General features: G+C 59.9%; 14 protein-coding genes and 1 tRNA gene. 4 read left to right on the forward strand and 11 right to left on the reverse strand.

The features are described from left to right. Position 1: 1 nt before the first annotated feature. The 6 genes from ACSOSP_RS07345 to ACSOSP_RS07370 form a co-directional block, all read right to left on the reverse strand. Entirely contained in the window at positions 2–1,156 is a 1,155-nt protein-coding gene (locus ACSOSP_RS07345; RefSeq protein ID WP_455310348.1) for an iron-containing alcohol dehydrogenase, read from the reverse strand. A gap of 123 nt (positions 1,157–1,279) precedes the next feature. Continuing rightward, a complete protein-coding gene (locus tag ACSOSP_RS07350; protein WP_455310349.1) occupies positions 1,280–1,810 on the reverse strand; it encodes an NUDIX domain-containing protein in 531 nt (176 codons plus the stop codon). Positions 1,811–1,836: 26 nt separating this feature from the next. After that, complete coding sequence (locus ACSOSP_RS07355) at positions 1,837–2,871, reverse strand: threonine aldolase family protein (protein ID WP_455310350.1); 1,035 nt, start codon at positions 2,869–2,871, stop codon at positions 1,837–1,839. Between the two features lie 130 nt (positions 2,872–3,001). Beyond that, a complete protein-coding gene (locus ACSOSP_RS07360; protein ID WP_455310878.1) occupies positions 3,002–3,199 on the reverse strand; it encodes a hypothetical protein in 198 nt (65 codons plus the stop codon). Positions 3,200–3,466: 267 nt separating this feature from the next. Then, entirely contained in the window at positions 3,467–6,091 is a 2,625-nt protein-coding gene (alaS, locus tag ACSOSP_RS07365; protein WP_455310351.1) for an alanine--tRNA ligase, read from the reverse strand. Positions 6,092–6,308: 217 nt separating this feature from the next. Continuing rightward, a complete protein-coding gene (locus tag ACSOSP_RS07370) occupies positions 6,309–6,527 on the reverse strand; it encodes an ornithine acetyltransferase (protein ID WP_455310352.1) in 219 nt (72 codons plus the stop codon). Positions 6,528–6,876: 349 nt separating this feature from the next. On the opposite strand from ACSOSP_RS07370, the gene ACSOSP_RS07375 reads away from it, so the two are divergent. Further along, a complete protein-coding gene (locus ACSOSP_RS07375) occupies positions 6,877–8,586 on the forward strand; it encodes a glutamine--tRNA ligase/YqeY domain fusion protein (RefSeq protein WP_455310353.1) in 1,710 nt (569 codons plus the stop codon). Positions 8,587–8,648: 62 nt separating this feature from the next. Further along, positions 8,649–9,572 (forward strand): transporter substrate-binding domain-containing protein, encoded by a 924-nt coding sequence (locus tag ACSOSP_RS07380; RefSeq protein WP_455310354.1) that lies wholly within the window; start codon positions 8,649–8,651, stop codon positions 9,570–9,572. 39 nt (positions 9,573–9,611) lie between these two features. On the opposite strand, the gene ACSOSP_RS07385 is transcribed toward ACSOSP_RS07380, so the two are convergent. Then, complete coding sequence (locus ACSOSP_RS07385; protein WP_455310355.1) at positions 9,612–10,064, reverse strand: NUDIX domain-containing protein; 453 nt, start codon at positions 10,062–10,064, stop codon at positions 9,612–9,614. Positions 10,065–10,126: 62 nt separating this feature from the next. After that, positions 10,127–10,534 (reverse strand): RT0821/Lpp0805 family surface protein, encoded by a 408-nt coding sequence (locus ACSOSP_RS07390; protein WP_455310356.1) that lies wholly within the window; start codon positions 10,532–10,534, stop codon positions 10,127–10,129. Between the two features lie 280 nt (positions 10,535–10,814). Between ACSOSP_RS07390 and ACSOSP_RS07395 the strand changes: the two genes are divergently transcribed. Then, positions 10,815–11,099 carry a hypothetical protein gene (locus tag ACSOSP_RS07395; protein WP_455310357.1) on the forward strand — a complete coding sequence of 95 codons (285 nt, stop codon included), beginning with the start codon at positions 10,815–10,817 and terminating at the stop codon, positions 11,097–11,099. Between the two features lie 174 nt (positions 11,100–11,273). After that, positions 11,274–12,260 (forward strand): sulfonate ABC transporter substrate-binding protein, encoded by a 987-nt coding sequence (locus tag ACSOSP_RS07400; RefSeq protein WP_455310358.1) that lies wholly within the window; start codon positions 11,274–11,276, stop codon positions 12,258–12,260. 87 nt (positions 12,261–12,347) lie between these two features. Here the strand turns inward: ACSOSP_RS07400 and ACSOSP_RS07405 are convergent. From ACSOSP_RS07405 to ACSOSP_RS07415, 3 genes are all read right to left on the reverse strand, one after another. Continuing rightward, positions 12,348–12,424 (reverse strand) — tRNA-Arg (locus tag ACSOSP_RS07405). Between the two features lie 87 nt (positions 12,425–12,511). Further along, positions 12,512–13,342, reverse strand: a complete 831-nt coding sequence (locus ACSOSP_RS07410) for an undecaprenyl-diphosphate phosphatase (protein ID WP_455310359.1) — start codon at positions 13,340–13,342, stop codon at positions 12,512–12,514. Further along, positions 13,293–13,559 carry a hypothetical protein gene (locus ACSOSP_RS07415; RefSeq protein WP_455310360.1) on the reverse strand — a complete coding sequence of 89 codons (267 nt, stop codon included), beginning with the start codon at positions 13,557–13,559 and terminating at the stop codon, positions 13,293–13,295. Before ACSOSP_RS07415 ends, ACSOSP_RS07410 begins: the two co-directional genes overlap by 50 nt. Positions 13,560–13,753: the final 194 nt, after the last annotated feature.

The raw sequence follows: 13,753 nt of genomic DNA on the forward strand, positions 1-13,753 counted from the left end.
ATCAGAACGACTCCTGCAGCATCCGCCGATAATCATCCGCACTCGCTTCGCGCGGATTGGTCTTGTGGCAATGATCGGCCAGCGCGCCCTTGATCACCTTATCGAACATGTCCTGCTCGACGCCCATTTGCGAAAGACGCGTTGGCAGCCCGAGACGCTCGGTCATGTCGTGGACGGCTTGAGCGATATCGGCATCGGCGGCGAGATTCATCACTCGGCGCATGCGTGCAAAACGCTTGTCGGCGACCACGCTCGGCGCGCTTTCGTTGAAGCGCAGCACGGCCGGCAGAACAACCGCATTCAGCGTTCCGTGATGCAGCCCGGTGCGCCCGTTCACGACCAAGCCACCCAGCGGATGCGACAGCGAATGCACGCAGCCCAAGCCCTTCTGAAAAGCCATCGCGCCCTGCATCGATGCGCTCATCATGTTCAGGCGTGCATCGCGATCCTGGCCGTCGTGCGTCGCCCGCTCAATGGATGCCCACGCGCGCTCCAGCCCATCCAGCGCGATGCCGTCCGCAGGCGGATTGAACGCCGGGGCAAGAAATGTTTCGATGCAATGCGCGATCGCATCCATGCCCGTTGCAGCGGTAAGCATGGGCGGCAAGCCAAGCGTCAGCGACGGATCGCAGACAGCCGACTTGGGTAGCAGATGCCACGAGTGAAAGCCGAGCTTGCGGCCGTCGTCGAGAATGATGATCGCCCCGCGCGCCACTTCGCTGCCGGTGCCCGACGTCGTCGGAACAGCAATCAGCGGCGCTGCCTCAGCGGTGATCTTGTTGCTGCCGCCTTCGATGGTCGCGTATTCCGTCAGCGTCCCCGCATGCGTCGCCATGATCGCGACGCCCTTCGCCAGATCGATGGACGAACCGCCGCCCACGGCGATCAGGCCATCGCAACCTTCGCTTTTGTAGAGCGCGGCGGCTTTCATCACCATTGCTTCGGTCGGGTTCGACGGGGTGTCATCGAAGATGGGAACTGCGCCCGCATCCAGGTCCAGCGCCTGGACGGTTTGCGATACCAGCCCTGCGGCCAGCACGCCTTTGTCCGTGATAATCAGCGGCCGTTTGATGCCGACGCGTGTGCATTCGCTATCGAGCATAGCGAGCGCGTCGTAACCGAGGTGGATGTGGGTGACGTAGAAGATGAAGGCCATGGCGTGTGTCCGCGGTTGACGCAGTTGGTTGACGCAGTTAAGCGAAGCGTCAGGTATGTTAGGAGTCCGGCGGGAGTCCGTCAATCCGCGCGGACGCCATGTTTGAGCGGGCCTTGCGAGCGGTTACTGCCCCGGCCGGTCCACATACTCCACGGCCAGGCCCCGCTGGCGCATCCATTCCGCCACGGCGTGGCCGGTTCCTGCGCGCCATGGCCTTAGCTTCGCCGGCTCGACCAGCCGATATTCAAGCAATTCCGGCGACAGGCTGATGGTCCCGTTCGCCTTCACGTGATACGCGATGATCAGTTCGTTCTTGCGGATGAATTCATACACGCCAACCAGTTCCACCGATTGCGCCACCAGCGACGTTTCTTCGAGCACTTCCCGCGCGATGCCCTCCTCGGGCGTCTCGCCGTTCTCGAGAAAACCCGTGATCAGCGCGAACATGCCTTCGACCCACGCGGCATTGCGTGCGAGCAGGATCTTGCCCTCGTACTCCACGATCGCCGCGACCACCGGCAGCGGATTATTCCAGTGCACGAAGCCGCATTCCGGGTCCGGACACGCGAGCCGCACGCGACCGCCTTCATGGCTTACATCGGCACGTTCGACCAGCTTGTTGGCATCGCGAGGACAGAAATGGTATTCGATCATGGTCTGGGGTCAGGGAGTGCAAAAGGTCAATGGGCCGAGCACAGCGCGCGGACTTCACCAGCAAACTGCTCCACCGTTTCCGGCAGCGTGTCCCAAGCACACATCAGCCGGCAGCCGCCCGAGCCGATGAACTGATAAAACTTCCAGCCCTTGTTACGCAGCGCTTGTGCAACAGCCGGCGGCAGCTCGGCGAACACCGCGTTGCCCTGCGGTTTGAACATCACCTTCACGCCTTCTATGCCTTCCAGCCGCTCGGCCATTAATTGCGCCATGGCATTTGCGTGACGCGCATTGCGCAGCCACACATCGTTATTGAGCAACCCAAGCCAGGGCGCCGATATAAACCGCATCTTCGACGCCAGTTGCCCAGCCTGTTTCAACCGATATGCAAAGTCGACGGCCAGCGCCTTATCGAAGAAAATCACCGCCTCGCCGACCGGCAGGCCGTTCTTCGTGCCGCCGAAACACAGCACATCGACGCCCGCGCGCCACGTGATTTCCGACGGATGCACATTCAGCGAAGCAACCGCGTTCGCAAACCGTGCGCCGTCCATGTGCACCTTCAGATGGCGGCGTTTCGCGATCGCCGCGATCGCGCGAATCTCTTCCACGCTGTAGACGGTGCCCACTTCGGTGGACTGCGTCAGCGTGACGACCTTGGGCTTCGGATAATGAATGTCGGCGCGACGCGTGACGATGGCTTCAATAGCATCCGGCGTAAGCTTTCCGTCGATACCCGGGGCCGTCAGCAACTTCGAGCCGCCCGAGAAAAATTCGGGGCCACCACATTCATCGGTTTCGATGTGCGCGAGCTCGTGGCAAATCACCGAGTGATACGACTGGCAAAGCGATGCAAGCGCCAGCGAATTGGCTGCCGTGCCATTAAAGACGAAGAAGACTTCGCAGTCGGTCTGGAACAGGTCGCGGATGCGATCGCAGACGCCCTGGGTCCACGAATCGTCGCCGTAGGCCGGCTCGTGGCCGCTATTGTTGGCTTCGATCAGCGCGGTGAGCGCTTCGGGGCAGATGCCGGCGTAGTTGTCGGAGGCAAAATGTTGCATGCGGTCAGGGTGGCCAAGGCGATGGTAAGTGTGGCCGTCATTTTAACGTTTCGTGCGTGATCACGCGGAGACGTCAATAACTGCCGTGGCCGTGCCTGCTTGTCCCCTGTTCCCTGACCGCTTTGCGTTTTTACTTGCTGGCGGGTTGATCAGATCCGGCCGCTTGCTGCGCCTTCTTGTCCTTCTTGTTTGCTTCGTGATGACCGATTGCGCAACCGCCGGCTGCGCCCACCGCTCCATGCTTGCCTGCAACGTGTCCCGCCACGCCGCCTACCGCCGCGCCTTCCAGACATCCTTTGGCATAGACGGCACCCGTGGCGAAAAACATCGAGGAAGCGGCGACGAGTGTGACGAGTTTTCGATTCATGAGACAGATCCTTTTTCTAGTCGACGCGCAAGGCTTCATGCCTGCGCTGACTACTGAATGGCAAGTCCCGTACCTGTCGTTTTGCTTGCGGTTTTCACGGGTGAAAGTGGCAGCCGTGTTTCAAAGTCTCACTAAAAGCCCGCTTCTCGCAGACGCAAAAAAACCCGTTCGAAGTTGACCTCAGAACGGGCTTCTTCAAGCAACGAATGCGCGTAAAAGCTGAACCGCTTAGAGCTTTCCCTTCACCCAGTCATTCACGCCAGCGAGCGCAGCAGCAAGATTCTCCGGCTCGGTACCACCAGCCTGCGCCATATCCGGCCGTCCACCGCCCTTGCCGCCGACTTGCTGCGCGACAAAGTTCACCAGATCACCGGCTTTCACTTTCTTCGATGCTTCCGGCGTCACACCCGCAATCAGGCTGACCTTGCCGCCATCGACGGCTGCCAGAACGACCGCCGCATTCTTCAGCTTGTCCTTCAATTTATCGACGGTTTCGCGCAGTGTCTTGCTGTCCGCGCCCGGCAACTGCGCCGCCAGCACATGGATGCCACCGATCTCAACTGCCTGCGACACGAGTTCATCGCCCTGGCTGGACGCGAGCTTCGACTTCAGCGCGCCGAGCTCCTTTTCCAGCGCCTTCACGTGTTCCTGAACCTGCGTGATGCGCTGCGTAAGTTCGGACGGCTGCGCTTTCAGCACGGCGGACGCCGCGTTGATCCGCGCATCGAGTTCCTGCACGAAGCGCACGGCGTTGTCGCCGGTGATCGCTTCCACGCGGCGAATCCCTGCCGCCACGCCGCCTTCCATCACGATCTTGAACAAGCCGATGTCGCCCGTGCGATGCACGTGCGTGCCGCCGCAAAGTTCGCGCGAGAAACCAAGGTCGAGCACGCGCACTTCGTCGCCGTATTTCTCGCCGAACAGCGCCATTGCGCCGCCCTTGACGGCTTCGTCGTAAGGCATGACACGCACGATACCTGGCGCGTTGGCCAGTACTTCGGCGTTAACGATTTCTTCCACGCGACGAATCTGCTCGTCGGTCATGGGCGCGTTGTGCGCGAAGTCAAAGCGCGTCTTGTCCGGATCGACGAGTGAACCTTTTTGCTGCACGTGGCTGCCGAGCACTTCCCGCAGCGCCTTGTGCATCAAGTGCGTAGCCGAGTGATTCCGGGCGGTGCGAACACGGCGAACCGTATCGATTTCCGCCTTCACCACGTCGCCCACTTTCAGCGCGCCCTGCTCAACCGTGCCGTGATGACCAACGACGTCGGACTGGACCTTGAGGGTATCGGCGACGGCGAAGCGCACCGCGGCGTTCGCGAGCACGCCCTGATCGCCCGCCTGACCGCCGGATTCGGCGTAGAACGGCGTGTGATCGAGCACGACGACCGCTTGCTGGCCGACCTGCGCTTCTTTCACCGATGCACCGTCGACGTAAAGCGCGATCACTTTGGCGTCGTCGAAGACTTCGTCTTCGTAGCCGTGGAACGTGGTTTTGTCGCCGGCGTAGTCCAGGCCTTGCGCCGACTTGAACTTGCCGGCCGAGCGCGCTTGTTCACGTTGACGCGCCATGGCTTCGTCAAAGGCGGCTTCGTCAACGGTGATGCCGCGCTCGCGGCAAACGTCCGCGGTCAGGTCCAGTGGGAAGCCAAATGTGTCATGGAGCTTGAACGCGAGTTCGCCGTCCAGTTGCTTCGAGCCCTTGGCGTCGAGCGTGGCGAGTTCGGTTTCGAGCATCGACATGCCATGTTCGATCGTCTCGAAGAAACGCTCTTCTTCCTGGCGCAGAACGTCGGTCACGCGAGTTTGCGCGTCCTTGAGTTCCGGGTAGGCCGAGCCCATTTCCTCGACCAGATCTGCCACGAGTTTATGGAAAAACGCGCCCTTGCGGCCGAGTTTGTAGCCGTGGCGGATGGCGCGGCGCACGATCCGGCGCAGCACATAGCCGCGGCCTTCGTTGCCCGGAATCACTCCATCGACGATCAGGAACGAGCACGCGCGGATATGGTCCGCGATCACCTTCAGCGAATTGTTGGTGAGGTCGGCCGTATTCGTTTCGCGAGCGGCGGCCTTGATCAGCGTCTGGAACAGGTCGATCTCGTAGTTGCTGTGCACGTGCTGGAGCACGGCGGCGAGGCGTTCGAGGCCCATGCCGGTGTCCACGCTCTGCTTGGGCAACTTCGTCATGTTGCCCGAGACGTCGCGATTGAACTGCATGAACACGAGATTCCAGATCTCGATGAAGCGGTCGCCGTCCTCTTCCGGGGATCCCGGCGGACCGCCCCAAATTTCCGGGCCGTGATCGTAGAACACTTCCGAGCACGGTCCGCACGGGCCGGTGTCGCCCATGGTCCAGAAGTTATCCGATGCGTAGCGCGCACCCTTGTTGTCCCCGATGCGGATGATCCGCTCTTTCGGCACGCCGATTTCGTTTTCCCAGATGGCGAACGCTTCGTCGTCTTCCTGGTAGACGGTGACCGTGAGTTTGTCGGCGGGTAGGCCGTAGACCTTGGTCAGCAATTCCCAGCAATAGTGGATCGCGTCGCGCTTGAAATAGTCGCCGAACGAGAAGTTGCCCAGCATTTCGAAGAACGTGTGATGGCGGGCCGTGTAGCCGACGTTTTCGAGGTCGTTGTGCTTGCCGCCTGCGCGCACGCTGCGCTGGGAGGTCGTGGCGCGCGAATACGGCCGGCTTTCGGTGCCAAGGAAAACGTCCTTGAACTGCACCATGCCTGAGTTCACGAAGAGCAGCGTGGGATCGTTGCCCGGCACGAGGCTGGACGAGCGCACGATCGTGTGGCCCTTCGATTCAAAGAACTTTAGGAATTTCTCGCGGATGTCGGCGGCTTTCATGGCGTGCGGGTCTGCTGTTTTGTACGGCGGCGGCGCTTCTGACGCTTCTGACTTATCGTCGCTGCGCGCGAGGGCCGGGTGTCAAAATGGGATTGTCGATTATACGGGGTTTGGAAGGGGTTTTCGCTCGCACCGACACAGCCCGCGCACCCCGCCACCCCGATGCCGTCCACCGGCACAAACACAAAGATGCAATCCGATCGAGAAAGCCCCGTTCTTACCTCACCCCTGCCCCAATCAAGCCACCCGCCGCCGCGCCCGCCACCGTCCCGAGCGGACCGCCGGTCAGCACATAGCCCAAAGCCCCGCCGGCCGCGGCGCCAATGCCCGCATGCGCCTGCGTACGGTTCATCGCGCAGGCCGAAAGCGACGCGATAAACACACCGATTGCCGCGACCCGTGCAACCTGGAAAGAAACCCGCGTGATCTTGCTCATGATGAGATTGTCCTTTTTATCGTCGATACCACTCACGCCCCAAACCTTTCAATTTCATTATTTCGGAACGCGAGGCTATCTTAAAATCCTCCTAACAATCTCGACAAATCGATTTACGTCCCGTTACGCTGGATACAAACCGTATCCAAAACGCATGCCTTGGTAACAACCGCTCGACCATCGCCTGCGGCCCCCGGATGTCGCAGCCGCGCCGCGCATCGCGGCGAAATCCGGGCGCGCGCTGTCCTCCCCCTCTCGCTAAGGTAGAATCGAAAGACCAGATAAGTCTTACCGAACGCAAGCTGCAAGTCTTCAACGCTAGCGCCCTCGTCCGCTCTCTCTTTCTCGCATGAACACCGATCGCAACGACGCCCCGGCGGTAACCAATTTCATCCGCAATATCATTGACGAAGACAATCGCAACGACAAATGGTCGCAGCGGGTCGAAACTCGTTTTCCGCCCGAGCCGAACGGCTACCTGCACATCGGTCACGCGAAGAGCATTTGCGTCAATTTCGGCATCGCGCGTGATTACGGCGGCGTCTGCCACCTTCGTTTCGACGACACGAATCCGGAAAAGGAAAGCGTCGAATACGTGGATTCCATCATCGACGCCGTCAAGTGGCTCGGCTACGACTGGAACAAGGACGGCACTGAACATTTGTACTTCGCCAGCGACTACTACGACCAGCTCTACGAATTCGCCGAGCTGCTGATCGAACGCGGCCAGGCTTATGTCGATAGCCAGTCGGCCGAAGAGATGCGCCTCACACGCGGCTCGGCCCAGGAGCCCGGCACGAATTCACCGTTCCGCGACCGCACGCCGCAAGAGAACCTGGACCTGTTCCGCCGCATGAAAGCAGGCGAGTTCAAGGAAGGCGAGCACGTGCTGCGCGCGAAGATCGACATGGCGTCGCCGAATTTCAACATGCGCGATCCTGTCATCTACCGGATTCGTTTTGCGCATCATTACCGGACCGGCGACACATGGTGCGTCTACCCCATGTACGACTACACGCACTGTGTGTCGGACGCGCTGGAAAACATCACGCATTCGCTGTGTACGCTCGAGTTCGAAGATCACCGTCCGCTGTACGACTGGTTCCTGAACCAGCTCGCCGATGACGGCAAGTTCACCCGCCCGCTGCCGCAACAAATCGAGTTCTCCCGGCTGAACCTGACCTACGCCATCACCAGCAAGCGCAAACTGCTGCAACTGGTCACGGAAAATCACGTCGACGGCTGGGACGACCCACGCATGCCGACTATCGTGGGGGTACGGCGCCGGGGTTTCACGCCGGAAAGCATCCGGCTCATGTGCGACCGCGTGGCGGTGACGAAGGTGGATTCGTGGATCGACATGAGCGTGCTGGAAGGCGCATTGCGCGATGATCTCGACGAAAAAGCGCCGCGCGCAATCGCGGTGCTGGACCCGCTGAAACTGATCATCGACAACTATCCGGAAGGCACGAGCGAAACGTGCAGCGCGCCCGTTCATCCGCATCATCCTGAGCGCGGCACCCGCGAATTTCCGTTTTCGCGGGAATTGTGGATCGAGCGCGAAGACTTCCAGGAAGTACCGAAGAAAGGCTATTTCCGTTTGTTCCCCGGCAACAAGGTGCGGCTGAAGTACGGCTTCGTCGTGGAATGCACGGGCGCGGACAAGGACGAGCACGGCAACATCACGGCCGTACATTGCACCTATCTCCCCGACAGCAAGTCCGGCACCGAAGGCGCAAACGGCTATAAGGTCAAGGGCACCATTCACTGGGTCAGCGCAGAAGGTGCGTATGAAGCCGAAGTACGGATCTACGACCGCCTGTTCAAGGAACCGCAGCCGGGCGCCGGCGGCGCGGAATTTCTCGATGCGCTGAACCCGGACTCGAAGCGCATCGTGCGCGCTTACCTCGAACCCGGCGCACGCGAGGCAAACGCCGAAGATCGTTATCAGTTCGAACGTCACGGCTATTTCGTCGCCGACCGGATCGATTCGAAACCCGGCATGCCGGTGTTCAATCGCATCGTCAGCCTGCGCGATAGCTGGTCCAAGCCGGCTTAAAATTATCGGCGCGTCCCGACGGACGCTCGCACATTGTTGTGGGGGATGCTTTGCAACGCACCTTGCCAAGGCCGTTCGTCCGCGCGTTGCACGTGTCGTGCGCGCTTGCGCCGCTGTTCGCGGCGCAAGCGGCTTTCGCAAGCACAGTGGACCTATCCTCGCCTACGTTACGGAAGATCGCCGAGAACAACACGATCATCCTGGGCGTGCGTGAGTCATCGGTCCCCTTCTCCTATTTGGACGCGAAAGGCCAGCCCATCGGCTATTCACAGGCCATTGCGCTCAAGATCGTCGATGAAGTCCGCCTCCGCTTGCAAACGCCCCGGCTCGCCGTGAGCACGGTGGTCGTGACATCCTCGACCCGATTGTCGTATATGGTGAATCACCAGATCGACCTGGAGTGCGGGTCGACCTCTCATATTCGTGACCGTGAGCAATGGGTCTCGTTCTCGAACAGCTTCTTTGTTTACGGCGTCCGGATGGTGGTGAAGCGCAAGTCCGGCATCCGCAACTACGCGGACCTCGTCGGCAAAACGGTATCGACCACAGCGGGAACCTCCGATGAACAGTTGCTGCGGGAACTATCGCTGAACCGGAAACTGAATCTGCGAATCATCAGTGCGAAAGACCATGCAGAAGCTTTCGATGCAGTGAAAACCGGCCGTGCCGTGGCCTTCGTGATGGATGATCCGTTGCTATACGGAAAGATAGCTCAGGAAGGTCCGGCTCGAAACGAGTATATGGTCACCGGCGAGTCGCTCGCGCGGGAGCCCTACGCATGCATCATGCGCAAGGGCGATCCGGTCTTCAAGAAACTGGCCGATGACGTGATTGCCGGCATGCAGCGCTCAGGCGAAGCCGAACGACTCTACAACCGGTGGTTCATGCAGGCCATTCCCCCCGACAACATCAACTTGCGATTCCCCTTGTCGCCGGAAATGAAAGCGCTGTTCGCCAATCCGAACGACCAGGGCTCCGATAACTAGTCAATGGTGACCCACGGCGTCTGGCCCAAGCCTTCCGGCTCAGGCGAGCGTCTGGTGCAGTTCAGTCAGCGACAGCGTGGTCTGAAACAAGCGCGCGAGGCTGCGGCTTGCGAACTGATCGAGATCGGCCGGTGTGACCCACCTGTACCCATCCATTTCGGGGATCATCGTACCGTCCCGGCGACGCGGAAAATACGATTCGCAGACGCACTCTTCCAGCTTCACTTCGTCGTCGGTCACTCGCACCGCGAACAGATGCAGGTCCTTGTCCCGGCGATAAACAAACCGGCCCAGGTCCTTCAACCGCTCCGCCTTCAGCACGATCCCCGTCTCTTCCACGAGTTCCCGCAACGCCGCGTCCACGGGTTGTTCGTCCGCCTCACCCTGGCCTTTCGGGATATCCCAGTGCGACGTCTCGGTCGCGTGACATAACAACACGTCGCCTTGCGTGTTAAGGATCACGACACCGCACGAAACCGTCCGGTCAGCCATTTAAGCGGCCTTCCGGATTCGCGATACCGCGTGACAGGAAACTTCAGGCTGGCTAAAACAGCTCACTGTTTCAACAATGCCCATTTACCGCCATCCGGCTTGCAGACGATGGGAGACCAGGTCTGCGTCTGGCCTTTGGCGTGAGCCACCATGGTGAGCTTGCGGCACGTACGGTCGGCGTCCTTCTTCGTATCCGACGGCGTAATCGTGCCGTTGATGGCAACCGAATTACCCGCGCCTTCGTTGTTCCAGTCGAGCGACTCGCCGTCTTGCTTGGTGTCGAGCGCCGTGTGCGCCGCCTGATTGAGCGCCTGCAAATCACGCTGCTTCATGTACGTAATCGGCGTGTTGTTGAGAAACCCGAGGTTGGCCGCGTACGCCGCGCCGCCGGCAAGCACAACACAGCTTGCTATCAATTGCACCGCGAGTCGCACGGAGACGCGCTTGAGCGCGCCAGATGGGTATGACATGAAACACTCTCCCTCGTTGGTATTGATATTGAATTTCGCCCGTTGCCATCGTCGCGTTTCAAAAAAGTCACGAACGCTCAGGATCGGCTGATAAATCACGATCATCTGGCGTCGAGGATAGCATGAGGACATAAGGACTTTGCAAGCGTCCCACGTCCGCCAAATGGCCATGTGCTCTGATCTTCAGAGCAATTCAGGACTATCTCAGAAGTGTCCGATGGAGGCATGGGAGACGGAAAACTAAGATCGAAAGCTTGCCGACTACGCTTCGATTCCGATCATGGACACCCTTCTCGCTGCCACCCAGGCGCCCACGTTTTGCGAGTGGCTGTGCATCGCCATTATCGCGTGTGCGGCCACGATGCCCAAGGGACTCATAGCGATGGACCGGATGCTCGCCAGACGGCCTGAGCGGTCCGAATGGTCGGCCTGCTCCTATGTTCCCGACCCGCGCGGCGCCACGCAGCCGTCAATCTGGCCGCGCGTGATGACCGCCATAGGCGGCGCGTTCTTTATCGGCGCGTTGCTCACGCTGGTGGTTTTATGCCGGCAACTCGCTCCATAGAGCTATCGCAACCCGGCATGAACCAAGGGCAGCTTCGGCTGCCCTTTTTTATCTTCGAATATTTCAGCATGTCCGTTTCGCGTATTCCGTCATTAGCTTCGAAGCATCGATTATTCGACGCGCAAACCCATCGCCGCTATGGTCAGCAATATTTCTTCTTCCACGGAAATCTCCATGAAAAAGCTGGGTCTGTCGTTGTCGTTATCAGGGCTGTGGTTGGCTGCTGCGTTCGCTTTGTCGCCGCTGCCGGCTTCTGCACAAGACGCGGCGAGTGCGCCCGCGAAGCAATTGCGGATCGGTTTTCAGAAGGCCGGTTTGCTTGCCGTGCTCAAGGCACAGGGTTCGCTCGAACAAAAGCTCAAGCCGCTCGGCTACACGGTCAGCTGGTATGAGTTTCCCGCCGGGCCGCAACTGCTCGAGGCGCTCAATACAAGCAACATAGATTTCGGCTATACCGGCGCACCGCCTCCCATTTTCGCGCAGGCTGCGGGCGTGAATTTCGTGTATGTCGGCGCGGAGCCTGGCGGAGAAACCAACGAGGCGCTGTTCGTCAAACCCAATTCGCCGATTCATTCGCTTGCCGAGCTGAAAGGCCGGCGCATCGCGTTGCAAAAGGGATCGAGTTCGAACTTCCTGCTGCTTGCCGTACTGCAGAAAGCAGGCTTGAAACTTGACGATATCCAGCCGGTTTATCTCGCGCCTGCGGACGCCCGTGCGGCCTTCGAAAACGGCGATGTCGATGCCTGGATCGTCTGGGATCCGTATTACGCCGCCGCGCAGAAGGCGTTGACGGTGCGCACGCTCGCTGACTACACCGGGTTGCCGAAGCCGTTCAATTTCTACGAGGCCACGCGCAGTTTCGCCACCCAAAATCCACAAGCGGTGCGCGCCGTGCTCGATCAGTTGCGCGCCACCGGCGCGTGGGTCACGCAGCACCCCGCGGATACGGCGGCGTTGCTTGCGCCGAAAATCGGGCTTGATGCGGGGCTGGTGGAAACGTGGATACGACGGGTGCCGTACGCGGCCACGCCCATCGACGAGAAGATTGTCACGACCCAGCAAGGCGTCGCGGATACGTTCTATCGCGCAAAGCTGATTCCGAAGGCGGTGACGGTGAAGGACAACGTGTGGCGGGACCAGGATGCGCTGTCAGCGCGGTAGGCGCAACGTTTTGATCGGGTGCGGATCCCTGCTGGACAACATGCTCAGGTTTCGCACGCCGAAGGCGTTGAGATGAACCCGAGGTCCTGGTACGGCAGGAGGGACTCGAACCCCCGCCCCTCGGCTTAGAAGGCCGATGCTCTATCCAGCTGAGCTACTGCCGCGTTGCAGATGATCCGGGATTTTACCTCATCGAAAGGATGCGAGGCCTCATTCCGAGACCTCGCCCATCCGAATGCAGTCCAATTCCCTTAAACCGGTTGCGGATGCAGCATGAACCAGCCAAGACAAAAAGCGCCCGCGACCACGCAATACAAGCCGAATGCCGCCAGCCGGCCGCGGCCTTCGAAGTAACGCATCAGGAAACGCACGCTCAGGTACGCCGCGATTCCCGTCAGTACGCCGCCGAGAAGAGCATCGAAGAGTTGATCCGGTGCGTGGAACAGCTTCGGCAATTCAAGCACGCCAGCGGCGAAGATGATCGGCGTGCCCAGCAGGAACGAGAACTCCGCCGCTTTCTCCGAACTCATGCCGGCGCCGACGCCCGCGATAATCGTCAGCCCGCTGCGTGAAAAGCCCGGAATCAGCGCGCCGATCTGCGCGAGGCCCACGAGGAACGCCTGCCTGAACGTGAGGTCTTCCGGCGCACGCTCAGCGCGCGCACGCGTCAGCCTGTCTCCGAGCCACAACAGCACGCCGTTCACCATCAGCGCAGCCGCGACGATCCGAAGATCGTGGAACAGCGCTTCGAGCCGCTTTTCAAGCACCAGCCCGACGATGCCCGTCGGAATCGTGCCGATGATCAGCGCCCACATCATGTGGCCATCAGCGTTCTTGCGGCCGCTGATCGATCCGATAAACCCCTTGATCAGCGCAATCCAGCGCTTGCGGAAGTACCACAGCAGCGCGAGCGCCGTACCCAGATGCAACGCGACCAGGAACGGCAACAACTGCGGCGCGTGTTTATCGATGTGCATCCCGATCAGGCCGGGCACCAGGAGCGTATGTCCAAGACTGCTGACCGGGAACAACTCAGTCACACCCTGGAGTACGCTCAGAAAAATCAGAAACCACAAAGTCACGCGTCGATCCTCTTTCGTTATTGGCGACAGGCACATAGCCGCGGCGCTGCAGCATATGACCAAGCAAACCGGGCCGATTATGCCGGTCACCAAAAGCAGCGCCAAGCCTTTGCGTGATGCCTTTCGTTATCGAAAGCAGATCGTTTGGATAATCGAATATAAACGTAATAATAAAAAAAGCCCGTTGTAAGAACGGGCTTTTTTGTGATTGCGTCACACCGGCGTCACGGTCGCAGCTTGTATAAAAACAGCAGCGTACCGGCGCCAAACGTGCCGAAAATGAACACTCCAAACATCATCGCCAGATCCATATCATCCTCTTCGTTCGGCAGGACCAGTTGATCTGTGCGAGATCGTCATGGTCGAAAGATGTTTCATCCGCGTTACAACATGTTTGCATTATCGAGGCAA

This window comes from Caballeronia sp. KNU42 (assembly GCF_053760385.1).

Excerpts from the sequence above, each read along its gene's own strand:
- ACSOSP_RS07390 (WP_455310356.1), bottom strand. The coding sequence starts at position 10,534 with ATGTCATACCCATCTGGCGCGCTCAAGCGCGTCTCCGTGCGACTCGCG.
- ACSOSP_RS07375 (WP_455310353.1), top strand. The coding sequence starts at position 6,877 with ATGAACACCGATCGCAACGACGCCCCGGCGGTAACCAATTTCATCCGC.
- ACSOSP_RS07355 (WP_455310350.1), bottom strand. The coding sequence starts at position 2,871 with ATGCAACATTTTGCCTCCGACAACTACGCCGGCATCTGCCCCGAAGCG.
- alaS (WP_455310351.1), bottom strand. The coding sequence starts at position 6,091 with ATGAAAGCCGCCGACATCCGCGAGAAATTCCTAAAGTTCTTTGAATCG.
- ACSOSP_RS07345 (WP_455310348.1), bottom strand. The coding sequence starts at position 1,156 with ATGGCCTTCATCTTCTACGTCACCCACATCCACCTCGGTTACGACGCG.
- ACSOSP_RS07400 (WP_455310358.1), top strand. The coding sequence starts at position 11,274 with ATGAAAAAGCTGGGTCTGTCGTTGTCGTTATCAGGGCTGTGGTTGGCT.
- ACSOSP_RS07385 (WP_455310355.1), bottom strand. The coding sequence starts at position 10,064 with ATGGCTGACCGGACGGTTTCGTGCGGTGTCGTGATCCTTAACACGCAA.
- ACSOSP_RS07350 (WP_455310349.1), bottom strand. The coding sequence starts at position 1,810 with ATGATCGAATACCATTTCTGTCCTCGCGATGCCAACAAGCTGGTCGAA.
- ACSOSP_RS07395 (WP_455310357.1), top strand. The coding sequence starts at position 10,815 with ATGGACACCCTTCTCGCTGCCACCCAGGCGCCCACGTTTTGCGAGTGG.
- ACSOSP_RS07370 (WP_455310352.1), bottom strand. The coding sequence starts at position 6,527 with ATGAGCAAGATCACGCGGGTTTCTTTCCAGGTTGCACGGGTCGCGGCA.
- ACSOSP_RS07360 (WP_455310878.1), bottom strand. The coding sequence starts at position 3,199 with ATGTTTTTCGCCACGGGTGCCGTCTATGCCAAAGGATGTCTGGAAGGC.